We start from the raw sequence: 24636 nt of genomic DNA, 5'->3' as shown, positions 1-24636 counted from the left end.
AGGAGTATATTCATGCCTGGCCATCCTAAAGATCTTGACGAGATTATCGATGCAGCGGAGTGGCTCCCGTTTGACGAGACCATCAAGAAATATAATGAACTCGCGGACAAAAACGATCCTGACGCCGTACCGGTCCTTGTGATGCGGATGGAAGATTTCCTCGACGATGAGCCCGATGAAGAACCGTCCGACGGGGACCTTTCCGACGACGAACTGTAGACAGCGTGCGTGAGGTAGTTCCCGCTGAGGTTTAATCTGTCAACGCCGCCCCGATCGTTGGATGGGGTGGCGCCGAATGGTTGCCAGATATCCTGCTGGATCAGGCGGCTTCCGGCTTGCGCGGGAAGGGCGTTACATTTGCTGTATCGTCGTCGAGCTTCAGGCCACCTGCCTTGAGCAGCGAACTGAAGCGGCCGTTCTGGCGCGCCAGTGCATCGAAGCTGCCGGACTCGATGATTTCGCCCTGGTCCATGAAGAGCACGATATCGGCATCGCGCACAGTCGAGAGACGGTGAGCGATGATGAAAGTCGTGCGGTTCTGGCACAGCTTGTCCACCGCGACCTTGACGCGTGCTTCGGTTTCAACGTCCAGCGCACTGGTCGCCTCGTCAAGTACGAGGATCGGCGCATCCTTGAGGATGGCGCGGGCGATAGCGACGCGCTGACGTTCACCACCGGAGAGCTGCGACCCGCGCTCGCCGACAACGGTGCCATAGCCGGCAGACTTGGCGAGAATGAAGTCGCTGGCATCGGCGGCTTCGGCCGCGGCAAGCACATCCTCGTCGCTAGCCTTCGGACGACCAACGCGGATATTGTCTTCGATCGAACGGTTGAACATGCCCGCATCCTGGAACACGGTCGCGATGGCGTTGCGCAGTGAGCGACGGCTGACCGTACGCGTATCAATACCATCGACCAGAATACGGCCATCTTTCGGATCGTACACGCGCTGCAAGAGATTGATCAGGGTCGTCTTGCCAGCACCAGTCGGGCCGACGATAGCGACGGTTTGTCCAGCCTTGGCCTTGAACGAAACGTTCTTGAGGCCCTGCGTAGAATTGGCAAACTCGAAGGAAACGTTCTCGAACTCGACGTCGCCGCTGACATTGTCGATGTCGTGCGCCGTCTTCGGCTCGACCGCATAGGCAGCCGATGCTTCCATTTCATAGAAATCTTCAAGCTTGGCGCGGGCCGCGAAAATCTGGTTCACAAACGCGCTGAGCTGGTCGAGACGACCGATCAGCAGGGTGGCGAAGCCCGTGAATGCCACAACCTGGCCGACACCCATCTCACCGTGCATGACGAAGTACGAACCGAGAAGCAGAACGACGATCATCGAGATGGTTGATGCCATGCGGTTGATGCCGCTGGCCAAAGCCCACCAGTTCAAAACGGGATACTGCGAATCCAAGAGCTGCTTCGCGTAAGATTGCAACGCGCGCGTTTCTTCTTCGATGCGATTGTAGCTCTGCAGTACGGAAATGTTGCTCATCGAGTCACTGACGTGACCAAATGCAGTGATGTGATGGCGTTCTACCTGAGCCTGGCCATCCTTGGTCTTGGCGGTAACCACGCGGCTGACGATGACGTACAGCGCGCCGAGAACGACCAGCACGGAGGTGAGGCGCCAATCCTGGCTCAACGCGAGCGGGAACAGGAACAGGATACCGACAGCGGTTGCAAGATGCGTGCGCATGAACTCGAGCCACAGACCGAACAAGGTCTCGACGGCGCGCAAAAGCGTATGCAAGGCATTGGATGTTCCGCGTTGATGATGCCAGGCAAGCGGCATGCTGATGACGCGGTTATAGGACTCCGTGAGCACCGCAAGTTTGCGGCGATGCGCAAGCCGGTCAGCCTCGCGGGAAACGAGTACGTTTGCACCGATGTGAAACAATCCGACGCTCGCCAAAAGGCTCAGCGCAGGCAAAATGGCCGCTTTTGTTGCGATGGCCTCGATCACGCGTCCCAAGAGCCAGGGCTCGGCGACCATGGTGAGAGCAAGAGCTACGTTGGCGACGCAGATAAACACTGTCGCGCGCTTCTCAGCGCCGAGATATTGGAGCGATTTCCAATAGATGTTTAACAATGACACTTTGCCACTCCGCTACTGGGGCCGCTACTCACGCTGTAGAAATGACACTGTATCAGACTCTTGTGCACCGCAATATTCAATGCTCTAAAGTTATGCCAGTTCCTCGTTCCTGTGTGGAACATTTTTCTACGTCGCGTAACGTCCCGTGATGATTCAACCAATTGAGTTGGCAACATAAACTGCGCAGGCTGAATGTAAAATGAACGCAATATTACTTGTGGCTTCAGGTGGCGCCATCGGATCTGTCGCGCGATATCTTGTCGGGGTCGGGATGGCGCGGGCCTTCGGCGTGGCTTTCCCATACGGGACACTGGCGGTGAATGTCATTGGCGGTTTTCTCATGGGGCTTTTCATCGAGCTTCTCGCCCGCCGCTTCGAAGGGTCGCCTGAACTACGGCTCTTTGTAGCCATCGGGATTCTAGGCGGCTTCACGACGTTTTCGTCATTTTCGCTGGATGTCGCGGTGCTTTGGGAACGCGGTGAACTCGCAATCGCTCTTTTTTATATGCTCGCGAGTGTGATCTTAAGCATTGGCGCGCTGTTTTTAGGATTATGGCTCGCAAGAATGACTACTTAGTGCTATTCGCACCTCTGAGAGCCCGTTTTGAAACTCTACTGCGGCGGCCATCTGACGCGATTTTCTGCGCTTTCGGTGCTCACGTACTAAAAGTACGCTGCGCTCCGGTTCTCGAAAACCACGTCATATGCCTCACCGCAGCGACTTTCGAAATGGGCTCTGATCTAAGAAGGCAGAGTTGATGGCAGCGGTAGAACAGAAGACAGTCGATACGGGTGAGGCGGAAATGCGCCTCGACCGTTGGTTCAAGGTACATTTTCCTGGTTTGGGATTCGGGCATCTGCAGAAATTGCTGCGGTCCGGCCAGATAAGGATCGATGGATCGCGCGCCAAATCCGACACAAGGCTGCAGGCCGGGCAGACCGTCCGCATTCCTCCGCTGCCGGTTGATTCCAAAGCCGAGGGCCATCTGACAGGTAAGAGCATTCGCGGCCGTGACGACGGCGACGTGCTGAAGCAGATGCTGCTCTACGAGGATCCGAAGGTTTTCGTCTTCAACAAGCCGGCGGGTCTGGCGGTGCAGGGCGGTTCCGGCGTCAATCGCCATGTCGATGACATGCTGGAAGCCTGGCGCAACAAGAAGGGCGAAAAGCCCCGGCTTGTCCACCGGCTCGACCGCGATACATCCGGCGTTCTCGTCGTTGCCCGCACACGCGGCGCAGCGCAGGCGCTGACTGCGGCTTTTCGCGAGCGTGAGACGAAGAAAACCTATTGGGCCCTGGTGAAAGGCATACCGCGCAAACGCGAGGACAAGATCACCACCTGGCTAGTCAAGGAAACGACGCCAGATGGCGATCGAATGCGCGTTGCCCAGCACGGCGAACCGGATTCGGATCACGCCGTCTCCTATTATCGTGTGATCGAATCCGCCGGACAGGTTCTGACATGGCTGGAGATGGAACCCTATACGGGCCGTACACACCAGTTACGCGTGCACGCTGCCCACATCGGCTGCCCGATCATCGGCGATCCGAAATATTTCGAGGCGGATACGAACTGGTCTTTTCCGGGTGGTATCCAGAACCGCCTGCATTTGCATGCGCGCCGGATCCGTGTTCCCAACCCGTCGGGCGGCATCATCGATGTAACCGCGCCATTGCCGCCCCATATGGTACAGACCTGGAACCTGCTGGGACTCGATGAGACCGACGGGGACGAAGATAATTAATCAGCGGGCTGTCACGATGCGTAACGACCTTTTCAATATGGATAAGAAACAGGACCTTTCCGATCCGGACCCGGTTCGCCGCGCGCAGATCCAGTCGAAAATGCCTTTGCCAAAGCGCTTTTACAAAGAAGCCGCAGTTGCCGAGCATGAGGGCATGTTTGCTGTCGAGCTGGATGGCCGCGCAGTCAAGACACCGGCCCGGCAGACCCTTGCACTGCCGACGCGAGCAGCGGCGCAGTTGATTGCCGACGAATTTTCCGCGCAGGAAAAGGAAATCGACCCGGCACAGATGCCAGCGACCCGGCTTGCCAATACAGCGATCGACGGGATCGTAGATGATCCGCAGGCGGTGCTGGAAGATGTGTTGCGCTTCGCGTCATCGGACATGTTGTGCTATCGCGCCGGATCGCCCGAACGGCTGGTCAAGCGCCAGACCGAACTTTGGGATCCGCTCATCGATTGGGCGGCATCGGACCTCGGTGCGCGCTTCGCATTGGCGGAAGGTGTTATGCATGTGGAGCAGCCGCGCGAGGCGCTCGGCGCTTTCAGTGTTCACCTCGGCCAGTTCAATGACCCGTTCGCCATTGCCGCGCTGCATACGATCACGACATTGACCGGCTCGGCAATCATGGCGCTCGCCGTCGCCAAAGGCGAGATTTCCGGCGATGAAGCGTGGAGGCTCGCGCACGTTGATGAGGACTGGACGATCGAGCATTGGGGGGAAGACGCCGAAGCTGCTGCCCGCCGCGCTTTGCGTGAACGTGAGATGACCGCAGCGGTGAAGATGCTGGAAGCTGTTTCCGCTTCGTAATCTGCTCTTGTTTTTTCGAGCAGCGCTTGGATAAAAAGAACCCCGGCTCGCACCGGGGTTCTTTTTGAAATCTCGGCTAGATCAGACCGAATAGTACATGTCGTATTCGACCGGATGCGGCGTCATTTCGAAACGCATCACTTCGGCCATCTTCAGTTCGATGAACGAGTCGATCTGATCGTCATCGAATACCCCACCGGCCTTCAGGAAGCCACGGTCCTTGTCGAGGCTCTGGAGTGCTTCACGCAGCGAGCCGCAGACGGTCGGGATCTTCTTGAGTTCCTTCGCAGGAAGATCATAAAGGTCCTTGTCCATCGGCTGACCGGGATGGATCTTGTTCTTGATGCCATCGAGACCGGCCATCAGCATCGCGGCAAAGCCGAGATAAGGATTGGCAGTCGGATCCGGGAACCGGATTTCAACACGCTTGGACTTCGGCGAAGAGCCGAAAGGAATACGGCAAGAGGCCGAGCGGTTGCGTGCGGAATAGGCCAGCAGAACCGGAGCTTCATAGCCTGGAACCAGGCGCTTGTAGGAGTTGGTCGAGGGGTTGGTGAAGGCGTTGATAGCCTTGGCATGCTTGATGATACCGCCTATGAAGAACAGGCAGCTTTCAGACAGACCGGCATACTCATTGCCGGCGAAAGTCGGCTTGCCTTCCTTCCAGATCGACATGTGCACGTGCATGCCCGAACCATTGTCGCCAAAGATCGGCTTTGGCATGAAAGTCGCTGTCTTGCCATAGGCATTGGCGACCTGATGCACGACGTACTTATAAATCAGCATCTTGTCGGCGTTGCGGGTGAGGGCGTCGAACTTGATGCCAAGCTCGTGCTGGGCGGCAGCCACTTCGTGGTGGTGCTTTTCAACGCGCACGCCCATTTCCGTGAGAACGGTGAGCATTTCCGAACGCATATCCTGCGCACTATCTACTGGGGGGACTGGAAAGTAACCGCCCTTGACGCGCGGACGATGGCCAAGGTTGCCGGTTTCGTAGTCGGTATCGTCGTTCGACGGCAGTTCGGTAGAGTCGACCTTGAAGCCGGTGTTGTAGGGATCTGCCTTGTACTTGACGTCGTCGAAGACGAAAAACTCAGCTTCCGGGCCAACGAAGATGGTGTCGCCGATACCTTCTGCCTTCATGTAGGCTTCGGCTTTCTTGGCCGTGCCGCGCGGATCGCGATTATAGGATTCGCCGGAGATCGGATCGAGAATATCGCAAAGGATAACCATGGTCGACTGCGCGAAAAACGGATCCATGTGAACCGTATCGGTGTCTGGCATGAGAACCATGTCGGACTCATTGATGGCCTTCCAGCCGGCAATGGAAGAGCCGTCGAACATAACGCCATCGGCGAACATGTCTTCGTCAACTTCAGCAATATCCATCGTCACGTGCTGCAGCTTCCCCTTTGGATCAGTGAAGCGGAGATCAAGGAATTTTACGTCGTTGTCTTTGATCTGTTTCAGAATATCTTTAGCGGTCGTCATATCAATTTTCCTTGTTAAGCGACGATGATACTGGTTGCCGGCGCGAACGTGCCAGCGGGAGGGTATTGGGATCAGATGGCGTCGATGCCGGACTCTCCGGTCCGGATGCGCACAACTTCTTCAATGTTGGATACAAAGATTTTTCCGTCGCCGATACGGCCGGTCTGTGCAGCTTTGCGGATCGCCTCGATGGCGGCCTCGACGGATTCGTCGCCCAGAACGATCTCGACTTTCACCTTCGGCAGGAAGTCGACGACATATTCAGCGCCCCGATACAATTCGGTATGACCCTTTTGGCGGCCAAAGCCCTTTGCTTCGGTCACTGTGATGCCCTGAAGCCCCACTTCCTGCAGCGCCTCTTTCACCTCATCCAGTTTGAATGGTTTGATGATGGCTTCGATTTTCTTCATCAGAGAACAATCTCCCTATGCATAGAAACGGACCTCTTGCCCGCTTTCACTTCAAAAAGCAGGAAGCATGCCAACTCGGTTGAATAGTTTAAATATTTCCACGAACCTGAGTTTATCGAGTGAAGGCGGCGAAAGTTCTGCCCCTCTGCCTAACCCGTCACCGTAAAGCACAACCAGAGATGCAGCAAGTTGCTGAAAAAATGTACAGATTGCCTATATTATAGACAGATACTGCGCGTCAGCGACTTGAGTTATGCGTTCAAACGCTGGGTTAGCGCCTGTGCTGCCTGCGGGGCGTGCACTTTGCCTTCGTGGATGAAATAGACAAAAACATCGCGAGGCTGCTTTTCCGGGTGCTGCTTGGGAGAGGCCAGTGGCAGGTCATCCGGTACATCGCCCTTTGCCCAATGTTTGACGCGATCTGCCCATTTGTCGAGCGCCTTGGCAGGGTAGGCGGTTTCGATGGCATCATCACCCTTCTGCAGACGGGCATAAACGAAATCAGCGGTCACGTCGGCAATTTCCGGATATTCGAAATGTTCCGCATAAACCACTGCCACACCCTTCTGGCGAGCAAGGGCAATGAAGTCGGGATCGATGAAGGAAGGATTGCGGACCTCAACCGCGTGGCGCAGGGGGAGGCCGGATGCGTTTTTTGGCAAGAGATCGAGAAAGGCGCCAAAATCATCCGAATCGAATTTCTTTGTTGGCGCAAATTGCCAGATCAGTGGTCCGAGCCGGTCGCCAAGCTCGGCTATACCGGATCTGATGAAGCGCTGCATCGACTCGCCGGCTTCGGCGAGGACACGGCGGTTGGTGACAAAGCGATTGCCCTTCACCGAGAAAACGAAGCCATTCGGCACCTGGCTCGCCCATTTGGCGAAAGTCTCGGGCTTCTGCGTACCATAATAGGTGCTGTTGATCTCGATCGTCTGCAGATGCTGGCCTGCATATTCGAGTTCCTTGGTCTTGGAGAGACCCTTCGGATAAAACGTGCCGCGCCAAGGCTCGAAAATCCAGCCACCAATGCCCGCCCTTATGGTTCCACTGGTCATCTCCGTCTCCTCCCTTGAAGATAGATTATTCTGCCGCGGCTTGTGCCTTGTGCCCCGGGCGTCGTCGCAAGAGCTCCCTGAGGAACTGGCCGGTATAGGAGCGTTCGGCCTCGACAATATCCTCGGGCCGGCCGACAGCCACGATCTCACCGCCGCCGTCGCCGCCGTGTGGTCCTAGGTCGATGACCCAGTCGGCTGTCTTGATGACTTCAAGATTGTGCTCGATCACGACGACTGTGTTGCCCTGGTCGACAAGTTCGTGCAGCACTTCGAGCAGCTTCGCCACGTCGTGGAAATGCAGGCCAGTGGTGGGTTCATCGAGAATATAGAGCGTGCGGCCGGTCGCCTTGCGCGACAATTCCTTGGCAAGCTTGATGCGCTGGGCCTCGCCGCCGGACAAGGTATTGGCTTGCTGGCCGACGTGAATATAGCCGAGGCCGACCTTGGCCAGCGTCTGCAGCTTGTCGCGCACTGCAGGGACGGCAGCGAAGAACTCCGCACCTTCCTCGACGGTCATGTCGAGGACGTCGGCAATCGACTTGCCTTTGAACAGGACCTCCAGCGTCTCGCGATTGTAGCGCTTGCCGTGACATACATCGCAGGTGACATAGACATCCGGCAGGAAGTGCATCTCGATCTTGATCACGCCATCGCCCTGGCACGCTTCGCAGCGCCCGCCTTTGACGTTGAACGAGAAGCGGCCGGGCTGGTAGCCACGCGCTTTTGATTCCGGAAGACCGGCAAACCAGTCGCGGATCGGCGTAAACGCTCCCGTATAGGTGGCAGGATTGGAGCGCGGCGTGCGACCGATCGGCGACTGGTCGATATCGATGACCTTGTCGAGGAATTCCAGCCCGTCGATGCGGTCATGATCGGCCGGATGTTCGCGCGAACCCATGATGCGGCGCGAGGCGGCCTTGAACAGCGTCTCGATCAGGAATGTCGATTTGCCGCCGCCGGAAACGCCGGTAACGGCAGTGAACGTGCCGAGCGGAATTTCAGCCGAGACGTTCTTCAGATTGTTGCCGCGCGCGCCGACGATCTTGATGCGCTTCTTGTTGATCTTGCGCCGCTCGGAAGGCACCGCAACTTCGATCTCACCGGACAAATACTTGCCCGTCAGGGATTTGGGGCTGGCCATGATATCGGCAGGCGTGCCTTGCGCAATGATCTCACCGCCATGGATGCCCGCAGCCGGGCCGATATCGACGACATAATCGGCAGTGAGGATCGCATCTTCGTCATGCTCGACGACGATGACGGTGTTACCGAGATCGCGCAGGTGGCGGAGCGTTTTGAGCAACTGTTCGTTGTCGCGTTGATGCAGGCCGATGGAGGGCTCGTCGAGCACATAGAGCACGCCAGTCAGGCCCGACCCGATCTGCGAGGCGAGGCGGATACGCTGGCTTTCACCACCGGACAGCGTGCCAGAATTGCGCGACAATGCCAGATAGTCGAGCCCGACATCGTTGAGAAAGCGCAGGCGCTCGCGGATCTCCTTAAGGATACGCGCGGCGATCTCCGTCTGCTTTTCATTGAATGTCTTGTCGATGTCACTGAACCACGCATCCGCATGGCGAATGGATTTCTCGGTGACCTGACCGATGTGCAAGCCGCCGATCTTGACCGCAAGAGCCTCGGGCTTGAGGCGATAGCCATTGCAAGCAGGGCAGGGTGTGCCCGACATGAAACGCTCTATCTCCTCGCGTGACCAGGCGGAGTCCGTCTCCTTCCAGCGGCGCTCCAGATTGGGAATGACGCCTTCGAATGGTTTGGTGGTGCGATAAGAACGCAGGCCGTCATCATAGGCGAACTGAACCTCGCGGCTGCCGGTACCGTAAAGAATGGCTTTCTGGGCTTCCTCGCTCAGATCGCGCCAACGATCAGCCAGTTTGAAACCGTAGGCTGCACCAAGGGCATCCAGCGTCTGGTTATAGTAAGGCGAACTTGACTTCGACCATGGCGCTATGGCGCCGTTCTTCAATGTCAGGCTTTCGTCCGGTACGATCATCGTCGGATCGATGGCCTTTTGTGTGCCCAGACCATCGCAGGTCGGGCAGGCGCCGAAGGGATTGTTGAACGAAAACAGCCGCGGCTCGATCTCGGAAATGGTGAAACCCGAAACCGGACAGGCAAACTTTTCCGAGAACATCACGCGCTCATGCGTATCGTTCTTGGATTTGTTGGCGGATTCGCTGGCCGTTTCGTCGGCCGGAAGCGGTTTGTCAGCAAACTCCGCAACGGCGATGCCGTCGGCAAGTTTTAGACTCGTCTCAAGACTGTCGGCAAGACGAGCGGACATATCGGGGCGCACGACGATACGATCCACCACGACATCGATGTCGTGCTTGTATTTTTTGTCCAGCGCCGGAACATCGGCGATCTCGTAGAAAATGCCGTCAACCTTGACGCGCTGGAAGCCGCGCTTCTGCAGGTCGGCGAGTTCCTTGCGGTATTCGCCCTTCCGGCCGCGGACAATCGGCGCGAGAATGAAAAGACGCGTGCCTTCTTCGATTGCCAGCACACGATCGACCATCTGGCTGACCGTCTGGCTTTCGATCGGCAGACCGGTGGCGGGAGAATAAGGAATGCCAACACGCGCATAGAGCAGGCGCAGATAATCATAAATCTCGGTGACAGTGCCTACCGTTGATCGTGGGTTGCGGCTGGTTGTCTTCTGCTCGATGGAAATCGCCGGCGACAGGCCGTCGATCTGGTCAACGTCAGGCTTCTGCATCATCTCGAGAAACTGCCGCGCATAGGCGGACAGGCTTTCGACATAACGCCGCTGCCCTTCGGCATAGATCGTATCGAACGCGAGCGACGACTTGCCCGAACCTGAAAGGCCGGTCATGACAATCAGCTTGTCGCGCGGCAGATCAAGATCGATGTTCTTCAAATTATGTTCGCGGGCACCGCGAATGGAAATGTACTTCTGATCGCTCATATGTGTTTGCCTTTGAGAGGGCGCGCTATTTGGAAGGAGTTATGGCCCTCAGCGAGCGGCTTTCCTATATTTAGAAAGTCTTCTCCGCTTTACGAGGTCAAACCCTATTGGAATCACCATAGTCATGTTGACATTGTTAGGGCAAGTGATAGAACAAAAAAAGAACAAACTGTGGATGCTCTACTGACACAGTGCTGACAGGGTGTGAAAGCAGTCTTGTTCAAGCGTTGGCTGTAAAAAACCAGGTGCGTTGCGGTCCGTGGCTGCGTTGGAAGCGCGGCAAGTCTCCTGACAAATCTGGCAGGAGGGTTTTGGTGGCGGTCGATGCGAGCGCGACCCGGGACTGTATATTGTGGATAGCGGTAATCAGTTGCCCCGTCTTGAATGCGGCTTCTGTATGATGGCGAAAATTTTAAAAGCGGAATTTACGGAGTTCAGATCATGGCAGGCAGTGTCAACAAGGTCATTTTGGTAGGAAATCTTGGCGCTGATCCGGAAATCCGGCGGCTCGGTTCTGGCGATCCGGTCGTCAACCTTCGCATCGCCACGTCGGAAAGCTGGCGCGACAAGAACAGCGGCGAGCGCAAGGAAAAGACCGAATGGCACAGTGTCGTTATCTTCAATGACAATCTTGCCAAGGTTGCCGAGCAATACCTGAAAAAGGGCATGAAGGTCTATCTCGAAGGTGCTCTGCAGACTCGCAAATGGCAGGATCAGACTGGTAACGACCGCTATTCGACAGAAGTCGTTCTGCAGAAGTTCCGTGGTGAATTGCAAATGCTCGATTCACGCGGTGAAAATGCTGGCGGTGGACGTTCGTTCGATAACAATTCGGGTCGCGGGCAAGTATCGGACAATGAGGGTTCGGATTTCGGCCGTTCCAGTGCATCGTCGAGCAGTTCGTCGAGTGCAGGCGGCAATTTCTCGCGCGATCTCGACGACGAAATCCCGTTCTGAGATCCAGATCCAATAAGACCCAAATGAACGATACAGCGCCCAGTCATGATCAGTGATCTGGGCGTTTATGCTGGGCTATTCGCAATAGCCTTCGCTGCGGCGACTGTCCTTCCGATGCAGTCGGAGGCGGCACTTGCCGGACTTCTCCTCAGCAATTCATATTCGCCGGCTGCGCTGATAGCTGTGGCCAGTATCGGTAACGTGCTTGGCTCGGTGGTCAACTGGCTGCTTGGCCGCGGCATAGACAGGTTTCGCGACCGCAAATGGTTTCCCGCCAGCCACGCGCAACTCGACCGCGCCGCCTCCTGGTATCATCGCTATGGCAGGTGGACACTTTTGCTGAGCTGGGCCCCGATCATTGGCGATCCGCTGACAGTGGTTGCCGGTGTCCTGCGGGAACCCTTGCCAAGCTTCCTGGTCCTCGTAACCATCGCAAAGACCATGCGTTATATGGTCGTTTTCATGCTGGCAGAGGGGTGGCAGCTCACATGAGTGGCGAGTGTGGCGTCAAGATTTCGCCATGTCCTGTGTGACAATGACCGCCTCAAATCCTCCACACCGATTGCGGAGTTCCCATGAACGGACCGAGCCCAGAAAACAAGCATCCAATGCAGGGGTTTCCTCAGGTGTGCTTTATCAAGAACACGATCACTAGTCCCAACATTATCGTTGGCGATTATACGTACTACGATGATCCGGAAGATTCTGAGGGTTTTGAAAGAAACGTGCTTTATCGCTTTCCGTTCATCGGAGACAAACTGATCATTGGAAAGTTCTGCGCTTTGGCCAAGGGTGCGCGCTTCATCATGAATGGTGCCAACCACAAGCTTTCAGGCATATCCACCTATCCCTTTCAGATATTCGGCAATGGCTGGGAAAAGGTCATGCCGCAACCCGGCGACCTGCCATTCAAGGGCGACACCATCATCGGTAGTGACGTCTGGATTGGCTATGAAGCCTTGATCATGCCGGGCGTCAGCATCGGCAACGGCGCTATTATTTCATCGCGTTCCGTCGTGACTGCCGACGTCCCACCCTATACGATCGTCGGCGGCAATCCGGCCAAGACCATCAAGAGTCGTTTTGAGCCGGATGTCGTCAATAAGCTTGAGGCGTTGGCCTGGTGGGATTGGCCCATCGAAAAGATCAGCCGTAACCTGCAGCATATCGTCTCTGCCGACGTCGACGCACTGAGTGTCTGTACGTGATGACAACCCTCAAGGATGCATTCTGGCGCCCTTGGTAATCTTGTCGACCAGTTTCTTGTCGGCTCGCATGGCGATGCCGACGACTTTCGCATCTTCCGGCGCGAATTGTGCAAAGACAGCGCGGTTGGCCGCGTCGTGGCCAGTCGAGAACATCTCCTCGATATAGAGACAGGTTTTGATGTCGCGTTCGAGCGAACGGCGGTGAATATTTGAAATCGTTGCCTGATCGGCAGCCAGCACAATCACAGGCTGGATGGAAAGCGGGTTGTAAGTGTTCCCGGCCTTGTCACGATAGGGCTCGCCGATCACGTCGGGCGATTGCGCAACAATGCCGCTTGTCAGAAACGCCGTCACGTTCAATGCCTGCCATGGGGCCATGTCGTTTCGCAACACGATTGCAATTTTGGTATCGAACATCGATATAATTCTCCGTCAGTCATGGAAGAGTTGAACTTATGCAAAACGTTTTAGGCGAAGAGGCCGCGCGAGGTCTTGGACGTTTGTGCAAACTTCCCGTGCAGGATGCAATTACATCTGCGCCGTCCAATCCGGGCCTTGAGCGCATCGAAGCGCGGTTTGCCGGGGATGCCTATGATTTGCACCGGCACGACACCTATGCGATCGGTGTGACGCTGCACGGCGTGCAGACGTTCTCGTATCGCGGAGAACGGCGCCACAGCATGCCTGGCAATATCATCGTGATCCATCCCGACGAGATGCATGATGGCGCCGCTGGCACCGATGATGGCCTGCGCTATCGCATGCTCTATCTGGAACCGGCGCTGGCGTTGCAATCGCTTGGCGACCGCCAAGGCGCGCTGCCATTCGTCAACGATCCTGTCATCGCTGATCCGGCGCTACAGGGTGCCCTGGCAGCAGCTCTCGGCAATCTCGATGAGGAACTGGATGAACTACTGGTCGACGATGTCGTTTCACAGCTGACCCTCGGCTTGGCGCGGCATGCAAGACAGCATGTCAGACCGCTGAGTGCGCCGGCGATCCGGCAAACAGAATTGGCACGCGATTATCTCGAAGAGTACGCCCTGCGTCTTGTACGATCGGACGAGCTTGAAGCGGTAAGCGGCCTTGATCGCTACGCTTTATCCCGGCACTTCCGTACGCTCTACGCAACGAGCCCCCATCGCTTCTTGTTGATGCGGCGCCTGCAACGGGCCCGAGAGATGATCAAGACCGGCGAACCGCTTGCCGGGATTGCGGTGGAAACAGGATTCAACGACCAAAGCCATCTCAACCGGCAGTTCAAGAAAGCGTTCGGCATGACACCCGGCCGTTGGGCCGCACTGATCGGCGTCGAACCTCTCAGAGACCTCTCGATAACTCATCCCTGATCGGTATTTCGTGCAATTGTCGCATGGCAATTGGTCTGTTAGACAGGCTTAGGGCCAAGACCTCTGTGCATCGGAGCCTCATCATGACTGAAATCCAGACGCGATCCCACAGCAAACACCGCCTTGTCGTCGTCGGCGGAGGTTTCGGTGGCCTGGAGGCTGTCTATAATCTCCGTAATGTCGATATCGACATTACAATTATCGACCAGCGTAACCACCATCTGTTCCAGCCGCTCCTGTATCAGGTCGCAACATCGACATTGGCCACTTCGGAAATTGCCTGGCCGATCAGGCACCTCGTGCGGAAGTACAAGAACGTCAAGACCTTGCTCGGCACTGTTGAAAGTGTCGATACGGCTGCCCGGACTGTTTCAACCGCGGACGGTGAGACAATTCCCTACGATACACTGGTGCTGGCGACCGGCGCTCGCCACGCCTATTTCGGTCACGATGATTGGGAGCCTTATGCGCCTGGTCTGAAGACGCTCGAAGACGCCACGATGATCCGCCGACGCATTCTTACAGCGTTTGAAAAGGCCGAGCGCGAACCGGATCCTGCCAAGCGCATGGAATATCTGACCCTGGTGATCATTGGCGGTGGGCCCACAGGTGTCGAGATCGCCGGAACAATAGCCGATCTCGCGCGTGATACGTTGAAGGGCGATTTCAGAGTGATAGACCCCGCAGAGGCACAAGTGGTGCTGATCGAGGGTGGCCCCCGCGTGCTGCCTGCGTTTAGCGAAGATATGTCGGCTTATGCGAAGCGAGCACTGGAAAAGCTGGGCGTGACGGTTCATCTCGGCCATCCGGTTACAGCATGTCATGCTGACGGCGTTGAATTCGGCGGCCAGTCGCTGCGTGCCAGGACTATCATCTGGGCAGCCGGCGTGCAGGCGTCTCCAGCTGCCAAATGGCTGAACGCGCCATCCGACCGAGCCGGACGTGTTGTCGTCAATCCCGATTTGACCGCGCCGGACCATCCCGAAATATTCGTGATCGGCGATACGGCGACCGTTCCGAATGGCGGCAAGGGGACTGTGCCGGGGATCGCGCCCGCAGCGAAACAGCAAGGTAAGCACATTGCTGAAACCATCAAGGCAAGGCTCGGCGGTGATCAGACGCCGCGGCCGTTTGTTTATCGCCATGCGGGCGATCTTGCGACGATCGGCAAGCGTGCGGCGGTTACCGATTTCGGCTGGATCAAACTGAAGGGCTATCTCGCCTGGTGGCTCTGGGGCTTGGCACATATCTATTTTCTCATCGGCGTACGCAACCGGTTGGCCGTGGCATTGAGCTGGCTGTGGATTTCCGTCAGCGGGGTTCGCAGCGCACGATTGATCACGCAAAGGGATGCCACGGATGGAACCGAAGCAGAGACGCGCTGAATTGTTTGTCATGCGTTCGATCTGGGGGGGCTTCATAGCAGCCATGGCTCTCACATTTCCCGGTCTGGTGCCTGTTTTGGCATCCGAGCAGACTTGCGGCAAAAGCGAGCCCATATATTCCACGAGAGAAATCGGCTCGGCGCTTCTTGCCTGCTGGGACCGGCCAAGCGGCGCCGAAGATATGGGCGTAACATTGCGCTTTGCATTGCGGCGGGATGGTTCGGTCATCGCACAGCCGCGCGTCACTTTCAGAACACCGGGCGGCGACCGGGTCGTCAAGGAAGCGTTTGTGTCTTCGGCCCTTGAAACCGTCAACAAGGCAATCCCACTGGCGATTGCGCCCGAACTTGGTGAGATCATCGCAGGCAAGCCCCTGACGGTCGTTTTTAGCGATGGCGTCGATGTCCGCATAAGCCCGGGTTACTGACTGTCAGCTGTTGACGAGGGTCCGGATACCGTCCGCTACGAACTGGACGGCGAGGGCGGCGAGAATTACGCCGAGCAGTCTGGTTAATATCGAACGGCCTGTTTCGCCAAGAAAGCCGTCGATACGTTCGGCAAGGAAAAACACAGCATAGCAAGAGGCTATGCAGATGAGGATTATGCCGATCAACGCCAGTCGCGATGTGGCGCTCGAAAGGGTTCCAGCCAGAAGAATGGTTGCAGAAATCGCGCCTGGACCGGCAATCAACGGTATCGCCAAAGGAAAGGCGGCAATGTTACGGATGTGATCCTTTGTAATCGCAACCTCCGCACTTCTCTCCTTGCGCTCGTTACGCCGCTCAAAGATCATCTCGAAGGCTATCCAGAAGAGAAGCAGACCACCCGCAATGCGGAAAGCGCCGAGCGTAATGCCGAAGAGGGCAAGTATCTGTGCACCGGCAATTGCAAAAACGGTGAGAACGATAAATGCCGTCAGGCTGGACCGGAGGGCAACCTGACTGCGTTCCGCCCGGTTCATGCCCGTCGTCAGGGCCAGAAACAGTGGTGCGAGACCGGGCGGATCGATCGTTACCATGAGCGTCACAAAGGCATTGAGGATGGTGTCTGAGTACGCCACGATTTTGCTTTTCTTTTCTGTTTAAAGCTGCACCAACCCAGCTGTTATAGCTGATTCAACCTACCGGATTCGCTGTCCAACGTCGAGAAACATGCAATTCAGCCCAGAAGTTTTTCACCGCATGAGAAATGCCATTTTATCCCATTGATTTCAAAGGGTTTTCAGCTGTGTATTAACGCGCCGTTTATTAGCTTTTGGCTTGAAAAGCCTCTATAAGATCAAAGATTGATTCTATCCGAAAGATGAGTGCCTCGTGTCTGATTTAACTCCACCTCCTGGCTCCGAAGACGATAAATCCGGACCGTCCTTCGGGATAGAGCCGATTTCCATCATCGAGGAAATGCAGCGCTCCTATCTCGACTACGCGATGAGCGTGATCGTTAGCCGTGCGCTGCCCGACGTGCGCGACGGCCTGAAGCCCGTGCATCGACGCATATTGCATGCGATGAACGAAATGGGTCTGTCGTGGAACCGGTCCTATCGCAAGTCGGCAGGTGTCGTCGGTGAAGTGATGGGTAAATACCATCCGCATGGCGACGCCTCGATCTATGATGCACTCGTCCGCATGGCGCAGGACTGGTCGCTGCGTGATCCTTTGGTCGACGGCCAGGGCAATTTCGGGTCGATCGATGGCGATTCCCCCGCAGCGATGCGGTACACGGAGTGCCGGCTGGAGAAGGTCACGGAGTCGCTGCTCTCCGATATCGACAAGGAAACTGTCGATTTCCAGGACAATTACGATGGCCGCGAGCAGGAACCGACCGTTCTGCCGGCGCGTTTCCCCAATCTTCTCGTCAATGGTTCGGGCGGCATTGCCGTCGGCATGGCGACGAACGTGCCTCCGCACAATCTAGCCGAGGTCATCAACGGCTGTATTGCGCTGATCGACAATCCGGCGATCGAACTGCCGGAAATGATGGAACACATTCCAGGTCCGGATTTTCCGACCGGCGGCCTGATCCTCGGCCGTTCCGGTATTTACTCGGCTTACAGCACGGGCCGCGGCTCGATCCTGATGCGCGGCAAGGTCGCCGTCGAGAGCATGCGCGGTGATCGCGAGGCCATTATCATCACCGAGGTGCCTTATCAGGTCAACAAGGCGACGATGATCGAGAAGATGGCCGATCTGGTGCGTGAAAAGCGCATTGAAGGCATTTCCGACATTCGCGATGAATCCGATCGTGACGGCTATCGTGTTGTGGTCGAACTGAAGCGCGATGCGGTTACCGATGTCATCATCAACCAGCTTTACCGCTTCACGCCACTGCAGTCGTCTTTTGGCGCCAACATGGTTGCGCTCAATGGTGGCAAGCCAGGGCTTCTCAACCTTCTCGACATTCTGCGGGCTTTCGTCAGCTTCCGCGAGGAAGTCGTCAGCCGCCGGACCAAGTTCCTGCTGCGCAAGGCACGTGACCGCGCCCATGTATTGGTTGGTCTTGCGATTGCCGTCGCTAACATCGACGAGATCATTGCACTGATCCGCCGGGCACCGGATCCGCAGACAGCGCGTGACCAGTTGATGGAACGCCGGTGGCCTGCGAGTGATGTTGCGCCGTTGATCCAGTTGATTGCGGATCCGCGTCATAAGCTCAACGACGACAACACCTATAATTTGTCGGAAGAGCAGGCGCGGGCCATTCTCGATCTGCGCCTGCAGCGCCTGACAGCACTCGGACGCGATGAAATCGCCGATGAGCTCAATAAGATCGGTGTTGAAATTGCCGACTACCTTGAGATCCTGGCATCGCGTCTGCGGATCATGGGCATCGTCAAGGACGAACTCATTGCCATTCGCGATGAATTCGGCACACCGCGCCGCTCGGTATTGACCGATGGCGGCGCCGACATGGACGATGAAGACCTCATCGCCCGTGAAGACATGGTCGTGACGGTCAGCCATGCCGGCTATATCAAGCGTGTTCCGCTGGCGACCTATCGCGCACAGCGCCGCGGCGGCAAGGGCCGTTCGGGCGTTTCGATGAAGGACGAGGATTTCGTCACACGGCTCTTCGTCGCCAACACGCATACGCCGATGCTGTTCTTCTCTTCGCGCGGTATCGTCTACAAGGAAAAGGTCTGGCGCCTGCCGATCGGCACGCCGCAATCGCGCGGCAAGGCCTTGATCAACATGCTGCCGCTCGAACAGGGCGAACGCATTACCACGATCATGCCGCTGCCGGAGGACGAGGTAAGCTGGGCCAATCTCGACGTGATGTTTGCGACGACACGCGGAACGGTACGCCGCAACAAACTGTCGGACTTCGTTCAGGTCAATCGCAATGGCAAGATTGCGATGAAACTGGAGGACGAGGGCGACGAAATCCTCAGCGTCGATACGTGTGACGAATTCGATGATGTGTTGCTGACTGCCGCCGGTGGTCAGTGCATCCGCTTCCCGGTAACCGATGTGCGTGTCTTCGTCGGTCGCAACTCAATCGGCGTTCGCGGTATTTCGCTGGCTCCAGGCGATAAAATCATTTCAATGGCTATCCTTGGACACGTCGAGGCAAGTCCTGCCGAACGCTCGGCCTATCTGAAGCAGGCTGCTGCTGATCGACGCGCGCAGGGTGCGGACGACACGGAAGAGGTGGCACTCGTTGGCGAGGAAGCGACGGATGTGGCGGACCTGTCGCCAGAACGTTATTCCGAACTGCGTGATCGCGAGCAGACTGTTCTTACCGTCAGCGAATACGGATATGGCAAACGCTCGTCGTCCTATGAATTCCGCGTCTCTGGACGGGGTGGCAAGGGTATTCGCGCGACTGATACATCGAAGACCGATGAGATTGGCAAGCTCGTGTCCTTGTTCCCGGTAGAGGCTTCGGATCAGATCCTGCTTGTCTCCGATGGCGGACAGCTGATCCGCGTACCGGTCAACGGCATCCGTATTGCCGGGCGCTCAACGAAGGGCGTCACGATCTTCAATACAGCCGATGGCGAGAAGGTCGTTTCGGTAGAGCGGATTTCGGAAACCGAAACCGATGAAATCGAGGCTGAAACCGTACTTGAAGGTGAAGTCGTAGCACCGGACACAACAGACGGCTCTGAAGAAATCTAGAGCTGTTTGTTTGCGATCAGTGATCGCGACGGGGATGATAGACACCAAAACGGGAAGTCTTAACCGGGGCTTCCCGTTTTTTGTTCTCTTCGATAATCATGATCAATGCTGAAACCATCATGGAAATCATCATAGCAATGCTTAGAAGAATAAACATGCAGTTGTCCCTTCGATCTTGCTGTCTTCCATGGTTAGCAACGTGCTAACTTCGAAATGGTTTCATCTGATTATTTCACACATAGTTGAGGCTGTCTGAATGCTTGCTGATGAGTCCGTTCATCTGCCGTTCATGTAGCCGATTTCTGGCCATTGAAAGCGCCAGACAAAAAGGCTAGGAAGCGGCATGACAATCGCGATCTATGCGGGATCATTCGATCCTATTACCAACGGCCATATGGATGTCCTGCAGGGCTCGCTCCGGCTTGCGGACAAGGTTTTCGTGGCGATCGGTGTTCACCCGGGCAAAGCCCCGCTGTTTTCGTTCGAAGAACGCGTCGATCTGATCAAGCGTGTTGCGACTGATGTTTTCGGCAAGGATGGCGAGCGGATCGACGTTATCGCATTCGATGGTTTGCTGATCGACGCTGCGCGCAAATATGGTGCGTCCTTGATGGTTCGCGGTTTGCGTGATGGTACCGATCTCGACTATGAGATGCAGATGGCCGGCATGAACGGCAAGATGGCGCCCGAGCTGCAAACGGTATTCCTGCCCGCCGATCCGGCGGTTCGCACCATTACTGCCACATTGGTTCGCCAGATTGCAGCCATGGGCGGCGACGTCCGGCATTTTGTTCCCGCTCTTGTTGCCGACGCGCTCAAGACAAAATTCAAATCCTGACCCCGGAGTTTTCCATGTCCGTATTTCGCACAGCATTGCTCGTTGCTGCCGTCTCGTCCCTGTCGTTTGCAACGCTGAACCCGGCTCTTGCCGATGATGCGAACACGATGACGATCAAGCTCAAGGATGGCGACGTCAAGATCGAGCTGCTTCCCGATCTCGCGCCGAAACATGTCGAGCAGATCAAGGCGCTCGCCAAGGAAGGCGCCTATAATAATGTCGTGTTCCACCGGGTCATTCCAGGCTTCATGGCACAGACAGGCGACGTCCAGTACGGCAATACGGAAAAAGGCTTCAACCCACAGGCTGCAGGCACTGGCGGTTCGACACGGCCCGATCTGCCTGCTGAGTTCTCGAAGGAACCTTTCGTGCGCGGAACAGTTGGCATGGCACGTGCCCAAAGTCCAAATTCTGCAAATTCGCAATTTTTCATCATGTTCAAAGAGTACCCGTCGCTGGATGGCCAATATACAGTCGTTGGCAAGGTCACGAGCGGCATGGATATCGTAGACAAGATCAAGAAGGGCTCTGAGGCAGACAATGGCGCTGTCGACAACCCGGACAAGATGCTCAAGGTCACCGTTGGTGCGGGCAAATAATCACGCAATTCAATAAAATCAGGAGATTGCCGGATATGGCTTACAAAGATCCAGAAAACACGATCCTTCTCAAAACCACGAAGGGCGATGTCATTATCGAACTTTATCCGGACCTCGCGCCCGGACATGTCGAGCGTATCAAGGAACTCGCACGGGAAGGCGCCTATGATGGCGTCGTCTTTCATCGCGTAATCGATGGCTTTATGGCCCAAACTGGCGATGTCAAATTCGGCAAGCAGGGCGGAAGTTCCTTCAACCCGGGCCGTGCCGGCATGGGTGGCTCGGACAAGCCCGACCTCAAAGCTGAATTCTCCAATGCCAACCATGGCCGCGGCGCTTGCTCGATGGCTCGTTCGCAAAGCCCGAATTCTGCCAATTCGCAGTTCTTCATCTGCTTTGATGATGCAGCGTTCCTCAACCGTCAGTACACGGTGTGGGGCCAGGTCATCGAAGGCATGGACAATGTCGACAAGATCAAGCGCGGCGAGCCGGTGCAGGATCCGGATTCTATCGTTTCCATGCGCGTTGCCGCAGACGCCGAATAAGACAATATGATGCATTATGCGTGTTGATCTTTTCGATTTCGATCTGCCCGAGGAGAGCATCGCATTGAGACCAGCAGAGCCGCGCGATTCAGCGCGGCTTTTGCTTGTGCGGGCGGACGGTTCTGAGTTTCAGGACAGTAATGTCCACAAGCTCGGTGATTTTCTGAAGGCGGGTGACGCGCTGGTATTCAACGATACCAAAGTGATCCCGGCACAACTTGAAGGCTTTCGCGAGCGCGACGGTGCGAAAGCGCAAATCGGTGCGACGTTGCACATGCGGACCGGACCTGACCGCTGGAAGGCCTTCCTGCGCCCGGCAAAACGCATCAAGGAGGGTGAGCGGATCGACTTTGGCCATGGCAACAATGCCTGCCTGCTTGGGTCTTTGCAGGCGACTGTCGCCGAAAAGGGCGAAGCTGGTGAGGCACTGCTGGTTTTTGATTTCAGCGGTGCCGATCTCGATCAGGCCATTGCCGCGGTTGGGCATATTCCGCTGCCACCCTATATTGCTTCAAAACGTGCCGATGATCTTCGTGACGTCGAGGACTATCAGACCGTTTATGCCCGGGAAGAAGGTGCCGTTGCTGCGCCGACTGCGGGGCTGCATTTCACACCTGAACTGCTGGATGATCTGAAGAAGCGCGGGATCGAAGAGCATTTCGTTACGCTGCACGTTGGCGCGGGCACATTTCTCCCCGTCAAGGCCGACGATACCGCCGATCACAAGATGCACGCGGAGATCGGGACGGTCGATCAACGCACGGCAGACGCGCTTAACGCCGTCAAGGCACGAGGCGGGAGGATCGTTTCCGTCGGAACGACATCGCTGCGTTTGCTTGAAAGTGCAACGGGCGAAGACGGCACTATCAAGCCATGGTCGGGCCCGACGGATATTTTCATTACCCCAGGTTACAAGTTTCGTGCAGTCGACATGTTGATGACGAATTTTCATCTGCCGCGCTCGACACTGTTCATGCTGGTGTCGGCCTTCAGCGGTTTCGAGCGGATGCATTCAGCCTATGAATATGCCATCAAGAATAACTACCGCTTCTATTCCTATGGCGATGCAAGCCTGTTATGGCGATCCGCATCATGAGTGAAAATTTCGAATTCAAACTGATTGCCACCGATGGCAAGGCGCGCCGCGGCGAAATTACAATGCCGCGCGGGACTGTGCGTACACCGGCCTTCATGCCGGTTGGCACCGGCGGAACAGTCAAGGCCATGTATATGGACCAGGTGCGTGACCTTGGTGCCGATATCATCCTCGGTAATACCTATCATCTGATGCTGAGGCCGGGCGCCGAGCGCGTTGCAAAACTTGGTGGATTGCACGAGTTTGCGCGCTGGCGGCCGCCAATCCTGACGGATTCTGGCGGATTTCAGGTCATGTCGCTGGCACAATTGCGCAAGCTGACTGAAAGCGGCGTGACGTTTCGCTCGCATATCGACGGCCGCGCGTATGAGATGACGCCGGAACGCTCGATCGAGATCCAGGGGTTGCTGGATTCGGATATCCAGATGCAGCTCGACGAATGCGTGGCTTTGCCATCGACGCCGAAAGACATCCAGCGGGCTATGGAACTGTCGCTGCGCTGGGCGGAACGCTGCAAGATCGCCTTCGGCAACCAGCCCGGCAAAGCCATGTTCGGCATCGTTCAGGGCGGTGATGTCGCCGATCTGCGTATTCGCTCTGCGCAGGCGCTGAAGGGTATGGATCTGAAAGGCTATGCCGTGGGCGGACTGGCGGTTGGCGAGCCGCAAGACGTCATGCTGGAAATGCTCGACATTACCTGTCCGGAACTTCCGGATGACAAGCCGCGGTATCTCATGGGCGTTGGCACGCCCGACGATATCCTGAAATCGGTGGCGCGCGGCATCGATATGTTCGATTGTGTGATGCCGACGCGGGCAGGGCGACACGGCCTCGCCTTTACCAGGCGCGGCAAGGTCAATCTTCGCAATGCGCGACATGCAGATGACCCGCGTCCCCTAGACGAGGAATCGCCCTGTCCGGCGGCGCGCGACTACAGCCGCGCCTATTTGCATCACCTGGTCAAATCAGGGGAAGCGCTTGGCGCCATGCTGCTGACGTGGAACAATCTTTCCTACTACCAGCAATTGATGCAGGGTATTCGTGATGCTATAGAATCAAGCAATTTCAATCATTTCACAGAAGAAACTCAAGTCGCGTGGGCGCGGGGCGATATACCCCTATTTGCGTGATCAGGCGGTAACGGGCACGTCTGCCGTTTGAGCATCGGCCGGTTCGAAGAGGTTCCTCAATCGGTCGATTGCGGCGATCTGTTCGTCCTTGCTGAGCAGACCCATCTCGAACAGTTTGAGACTGCGTAGCCCCTCGATCGTCAAAAAGACCATCATTGCAAGCGTGGGATCTTCTGCGTTCTCGCGCATACGCTGCAGAAGCTGCTTGTTGTATCGCCGGATTGGCTCAAGGAATCCCGGATCGTTGGCGATGGCGGCAAGAATCCCGGAAGGCTCTGGTTCGTTGCAAAGAAACTCTGCCCGATAGACGGCGATACATGCTAGAACGACGCTGTTAGGGCCATGATTTCGGGCAGCCTCTTCCTTGCGCAGTGATTCGTCAAATTCCGAAACGTGCTGTTCAACGAGTGCCTCGAGCAATTTGGCCTTGGTCGGAAACGTATAAAGCAATCCCCCTTTTGAAAGACCCGCTCGTCGCGCCACGGCATCAAGTGAGAGATGCACAGGCCCGACTTCCTTGGCGATTTCGGCTGCCGCTTGCAGGATCTTGTCTTTTGTAGAGAGGGTATCACTCGTCATTCCAACGCTTTCGATGTAGGGCATTCAGCGCCCGTATTGACATTACCGTCCAGACGGTACAGTACATTGCGCGTGGTCATCAAGTCCACACGATTCACATTCATATGACAGGCTGGCAGACTTTTTGCTGGCCATTGTTTTGTTGGAGCCGCCTTTCCATGATTAAGCGCTACATTGCACCCCTAATCGTTCTAATCCTGGTCGCGGTGATCAGTGGATTGGTGTGGACAAAGGCTCCGGAGTTCAAGGGCTATATACTGCCCACGGCAATCGGAATT

The 24636-nt window shown here is 56.4% G+C and carries 25 protein-coding genes; 16 read left to right on the top strand and 9 right to left on the bottom strand.

Going from position 1 to position 24636, the window contains the following annotated elements:
• Window positions 1-12: 12 nt before the first annotated feature.
• Window positions 13-219 carry a hypothetical protein gene (locus tag PHA01_RS22970; RefSeq protein WP_271898645.1) on the top strand — a complete coding sequence of 69 codons (207 nt, stop codon included), beginning with the start codon at window positions 13-15 and terminating at the stop codon, window positions 217-219.
• Between the two features lie 100 nt (window positions 220-319).
• Here the strand turns inward: PHA01_RS22970 and PHA01_RS22965 are convergent, their stop codons facing one another.
• Window positions 320-2095, bottom strand: a complete 1776-nt coding sequence (locus PHA01_RS22965; protein WP_271898644.1) for a glucan ABC transporter ATP-binding protein/ permease — start codon at window positions 2093-2095, stop codon at window positions 320-322.
• 199 nt (window positions 2096-2294) lie between these two features.
• Here PHA01_RS22965 and crcB point away from each other — a divergent pair, with 199 nt between their 5' ends.
• The 3 genes from crcB to PHA01_RS22950 all read left to right on the top strand — a co-directional run bounded on the left by crcB (window position 2295) and on the right by PHA01_RS22950 (window position 4651).
• The gene (gene crcB / locus PHA01_RS22960; protein WP_271898643.1) at window positions 2295-2672 is read left to right on the top strand and encodes a fluoride efflux transporter CrcB; all 378 of its coding nucleotides are present in this window, start codon (window positions 2295-2297) and stop codon (window positions 2670-2672) included.
• Window positions 2673-2853: 181 nt separating this feature from the next.
• Window positions 2854-3840, top strand: a complete 987-nt coding sequence (locus tag PHA01_RS22955; protein WP_271898642.1) for an RluA family pseudouridine synthase — start codon at window positions 2854-2856, stop codon at window positions 3838-3840.
• Window positions 3841-3856: 16 nt separating this feature from the next.
• The gene (locus tag PHA01_RS22950) at window positions 3857-4651 is read left to right on the top strand and encodes an ATP12 family chaperone protein (protein ID WP_271898641.1); all 795 of its coding nucleotides are present in this window, start codon (window positions 3857-3859) and stop codon (window positions 4649-4651) included.
• A gap of 81 nt (window positions 4652-4732) precedes the next feature.
• Here PHA01_RS22950 and glnA read toward each other — a convergent pair whose 3' ends face one another.
• The 4 genes from glnA to uvrA form a co-directional block, all read right to left on the bottom strand.
• Window positions 4733-6142 (bottom strand): type I glutamate--ammonia ligase, encoded by a 1410-nt coding sequence (gene glnA, locus PHA01_RS22945; RefSeq protein ID WP_114429396.1) that lies wholly within the window; start codon window positions 6140-6142, stop codon window positions 4733-4735.
• A gap of 71 nt (window positions 6143-6213) precedes the next feature.
• A complete protein-coding gene (locus PHA01_RS22940; RefSeq protein ID WP_008123000.1) occupies window positions 6214-6552 on the bottom strand; it encodes a P-II family nitrogen regulator in 339 nt (112 codons plus the stop codon).
• Between the two features lie 251 nt (window positions 6553-6803).
• On the bottom strand, window positions 6804-7607 hold the full coding sequence (locus PHA01_RS22935; RefSeq protein ID WP_271898640.1) for a DUF72 domain-containing protein: 804 nt from the start codon (window positions 7605-7607) through the stop codon (window positions 6804-6806).
• A gap of 25 nt (window positions 7608-7632) precedes the next feature.
• Entirely contained in the window at window positions 7633-10554 is a 2922-nt protein-coding gene (gene uvrA, locus PHA01_RS22930; protein ID WP_271898639.1) for an excinuclease ABC subunit UvrA, read from the bottom strand.
• Between the two features lie 441 nt (window positions 10555-10995).
• Between uvrA and PHA01_RS22925 the strand changes: the two genes are divergently transcribed.
• The 3 genes from PHA01_RS22925 to PHA01_RS22915 all read left to right on the top strand — a co-directional run bounded on the left by PHA01_RS22925 (window position 10996) and on the right by PHA01_RS22915 (window position 12719).
• Entirely contained in the window at window positions 10996-11511 is a 516-nt protein-coding gene (locus PHA01_RS22925) for a single-stranded DNA-binding protein (protein ID WP_224512674.1), read from the top strand.
• Between the two features lie 48 nt (window positions 11512-11559).
• Window positions 11560-12003: a YqaA family protein gene (locus PHA01_RS22920; protein ID WP_271898663.1), complete on the top strand. Its 444-nt coding sequence runs from the start codon at window positions 11560-11562 to the stop codon at window positions 12001-12003.
• 83 nt (window positions 12004-12086) lie between these two features.
• Complete coding sequence (locus tag PHA01_RS22915) at window positions 12087-12719, top strand: Vat family streptogramin A O-acetyltransferase (RefSeq protein ID WP_271898638.1); 633 nt, start codon at window positions 12087-12089, stop codon at window positions 12717-12719.
• 9 nt (window positions 12720-12728) lie between these two features.
• Here the strand turns inward: PHA01_RS22915 and PHA01_RS22910 are convergent, their stop codons facing one another.
• Complete coding sequence (locus PHA01_RS22910) at window positions 12729-13136, bottom strand: DUF2000 family protein (protein WP_271898637.1); 408 nt, start codon at window positions 13134-13136, stop codon at window positions 12729-12731.
• 38 nt (window positions 13137-13174) lie between these two features.
• Between PHA01_RS22910 and PHA01_RS22905 the strand changes: the two genes are divergently transcribed.
• The 3 genes from PHA01_RS22905 (at window position 13175) to PHA01_RS22895 (ending at window position 15880) form a co-directional block, all read left to right on the top strand.
• Entirely contained in the window at window positions 13175-14068 is an 894-nt protein-coding gene (locus PHA01_RS22905) for an AraC family transcriptional regulator (RefSeq protein WP_271898636.1), read from the top strand.
• Between the two features lie 83 nt (window positions 14069-14151).
• The gene (locus tag PHA01_RS22900; protein WP_271898635.1) at window positions 14152-15453 is read left to right on the top strand and encodes an NAD(P)/FAD-dependent oxidoreductase; all 1302 of its coding nucleotides are present in this window, start codon (window positions 14152-14154) and stop codon (window positions 15451-15453) included.
• On the top strand, window positions 15428-15880 hold the full coding sequence (locus PHA01_RS22895) for a hypothetical protein (protein ID WP_271898634.1): 453 nt from the start codon (window positions 15428-15430) through the stop codon (window positions 15878-15880). Before PHA01_RS22900 ends, PHA01_RS22895 begins: the two co-directional genes overlap by 26 nt.
• Before the next feature lie 3 nt (window positions 15881-15883).
• Here PHA01_RS22895 and PHA01_RS22890 read toward each other — a convergent pair whose 3' ends face one another.
• A complete protein-coding gene (locus PHA01_RS22890) occupies window positions 15884-16513 on the bottom strand; it encodes a MarC family protein (protein WP_210004217.1) in 630 nt (209 codons plus the stop codon).
• Between the two features lie 340 nt (window positions 16514-16853).
• Here PHA01_RS22890 and gyrA point away from each other — a divergent pair, with 340 nt between their 5' ends.
• Window positions 16854-19571 (top strand): DNA gyrase subunit A, encoded by a 2718-nt coding sequence (gene gyrA / locus PHA01_RS22885; RefSeq protein ID WP_417021019.1) that lies wholly within the window; start codon window positions 16854-16856, stop codon window positions 19569-19571.
• A 16-nt stretch (window positions 19572-19587) separates the two neighbouring features.
• Here gyrA and PHA01_RS22880 read toward each other — a convergent pair whose 3' ends face one another.
• Window positions 19588-19728 carry a hypothetical protein gene (locus tag PHA01_RS22880; protein ID WP_271898632.1) on the bottom strand — a complete coding sequence of 47 codons (141 nt, stop codon included), beginning with the start codon at window positions 19726-19728 and terminating at the stop codon, window positions 19588-19590.
• Between the two features lie 186 nt (window positions 19729-19914).
• Between PHA01_RS22880 and coaD the strand changes: the two genes are divergently transcribed.
• Genes coaD through tgt form a run of 5 tightly spaced genes read left to right on the top strand, consistent with a single transcriptional unit; the run spans window position 19915 to window position 23779 of the window.
• A complete protein-coding gene (coaD, locus tag PHA01_RS22875) occupies window positions 19915-20409 on the top strand; it encodes a pantetheine-phosphate adenylyltransferase (protein ID WP_114429407.1) in 495 nt (164 codons plus the stop codon).
• Between the two features lie 14 nt (window positions 20410-20423).
• Complete coding sequence (locus PHA01_RS22870; protein WP_271898631.1) at window positions 20424-21008, top strand: peptidylprolyl isomerase; 585 nt, start codon at window positions 20424-20426, stop codon at window positions 21006-21008.
• Window positions 21009-21043: 35 nt separating this feature from the next.
• Window positions 21044-21553, top strand: a complete 510-nt coding sequence (locus PHA01_RS22865; protein WP_271898630.1) for a peptidylprolyl isomerase — start codon at window positions 21044-21046, stop codon at window positions 21551-21553.
• Window positions 21554-21569: 16 nt separating this feature from the next.
• The gene (queA, locus tag PHA01_RS22860) at window positions 21570-22649 is read left to right on the top strand and encodes a tRNA preQ1(34) S-adenosylmethionine ribosyltransferase-isomerase QueA (RefSeq protein WP_271898629.1); all 1080 of its coding nucleotides are present in this window, start codon (window positions 21570-21572) and stop codon (window positions 22647-22649) included.
• Window positions 22646-23779, top strand: a complete 1134-nt coding sequence (gene tgt / locus PHA01_RS22855) for a tRNA guanosine(34) transglycosylase Tgt (protein ID WP_271898628.1) — start codon at window positions 22646-22648, stop codon at window positions 23777-23779. Before queA ends, tgt begins: the two co-directional genes overlap by 4 nt.
• Here tgt and PHA01_RS22850 read toward each other — a convergent pair whose 3' ends face one another.
• Window positions 23780-24358 carry a TetR/AcrR family transcriptional regulator gene (locus PHA01_RS22850; protein WP_271898627.1) on the bottom strand — a complete coding sequence of 193 codons (579 nt, stop codon included), beginning with the start codon at window positions 24356-24358 and terminating at the stop codon, window positions 23780-23782.
• Between the last annotated feature and the right edge of the window lie 278 nt (window positions 24359-24636).

Origin of the sequence: Candidatus Phyllobacterium onerii, from assembly GCF_028331445.1 — a bacterium.
Classification (GTDB): domain Bacteria; phylum Pseudomonadota; class Alphaproteobacteria; order Rhizobiales; family Rhizobiaceae; genus Phyllobacterium; species Phyllobacterium onerii.
Note: the sequence above shows the minus strand (reverse complement) of the source record. Positions and strands in the feature narration are given on the sequence as shown.

Coding starts and splice junctions, on each gene's coding strand:
- PHA01_RS22970 (WP_271898645.1), top strand. CDS start 13: ATGCCTGGCCATCCTAAAGATCTTGACGAGATTATCGATGCAGCGGAG.
- crcB (WP_271898643.1), top strand. CDS start 2,295: ATGAACGCAATATTACTTGTGGCTTCAGGTGGCGCCATCGGATCTGTC.
- PHA01_RS22955 (WP_271898642.1), top strand. CDS start 2,854: ATGGCAGCGGTAGAACAGAAGACAGTCGATACGGGTGAGGCGGAAATG.
- PHA01_RS22950 (WP_271898641.1), top strand. CDS start 3,857: ATGCGTAACGACCTTTTCAATATGGATAAGAAACAGGACCTTTCCGAT.
- glnA (WP_114429396.1), bottom strand. CDS start 6,142: ATGACGACCGCTAAAGATATTCTGAAACAGATCAAAGACAACGACGTA.
- PHA01_RS22940 (WP_008123000.1), bottom strand. CDS start 6,552: ATGAAGAAAATCGAAGCCATCATCAAACCATTCAAACTGGATGAGGTG.
- PHA01_RS22935 (WP_271898640.1), bottom strand. CDS start 7,607: ATGACCAGTGGAACCATAAGGGCGGGCATTGGTGGCTGGATTTTCGAG.
- uvrA (WP_271898639.1), bottom strand. CDS start 10,554: ATGAGCGATCAGAAGTACATTTCCATTCGCGGTGCCCGCGAACATAAT.
- PHA01_RS22925 (WP_224512674.1), top strand. CDS start 10,996: ATGGCAGGCAGTGTCAACAAGGTCATTTTGGTAGGAAATCTTGGCGCT.
- PHA01_RS22915 (WP_271898638.1), top strand. CDS start 12,087: ATGAACGGACCGAGCCCAGAAAACAAGCATCCAATGCAGGGGTTTCCT.
- PHA01_RS22910 (WP_271898637.1), bottom strand. CDS start 13,136: ATGTTCGATACCAAAATTGCAATCGTGTTGCGAAACGACATGGCCCCA.
- PHA01_RS22905 (WP_271898636.1), top strand. CDS start 13,175: ATGCAAAACGTTTTAGGCGAAGAGGCCGCGCGAGGTCTTGGACGTTTG.
- PHA01_RS22900 (WP_271898635.1), top strand. CDS start 14,152: ATGACTGAAATCCAGACGCGATCCCACAGCAAACACCGCCTTGTCGTC.
- PHA01_RS22895 (WP_271898634.1), top strand. CDS start 15,428: ATGGAACCGAAGCAGAGACGCGCTGAATTGTTTGTCATGCGTTCGATC.
- gyrA (WP_417021019.1), top strand. CDS start 16,854: ATGCAGCGCTCCTATCTCGACTACGCGATGAGCGTGATCGTTAGCCGT.
- PHA01_RS22880 (WP_271898632.1), bottom strand. CDS start 19,728: ATGTTTATTCTTCTAAGCATTGCTATGATGATTTCCATGATGGTTTCA.
- coaD (WP_114429407.1), top strand. CDS start 19,915: ATGACAATCGCGATCTATGCGGGATCATTCGATCCTATTACCAACGGC.
- PHA01_RS22870 (WP_271898631.1), top strand. CDS start 20,424: ATGTCCGTATTTCGCACAGCATTGCTCGTTGCTGCCGTCTCGTCCCTG.
- PHA01_RS22865 (WP_271898630.1), top strand. CDS start 21,044: ATGGCTTACAAAGATCCAGAAAACACGATCCTTCTCAAAACCACGAAG.
- queA (WP_271898629.1), top strand. CDS start 21,570: ATGCGTGTTGATCTTTTCGATTTCGATCTGCCCGAGGAGAGCATCGCA.
- tgt (WP_271898628.1), top strand. CDS start 22,646: ATGAGTGAAAATTTCGAATTCAAACTGATTGCCACCGATGGCAAGGCG.
- PHA01_RS22850 (WP_271898627.1), bottom strand. CDS start 24,358: ATGACGAGTGATACCCTCTCTACAAAAGACAAGATCCTGCAAGCGGCA.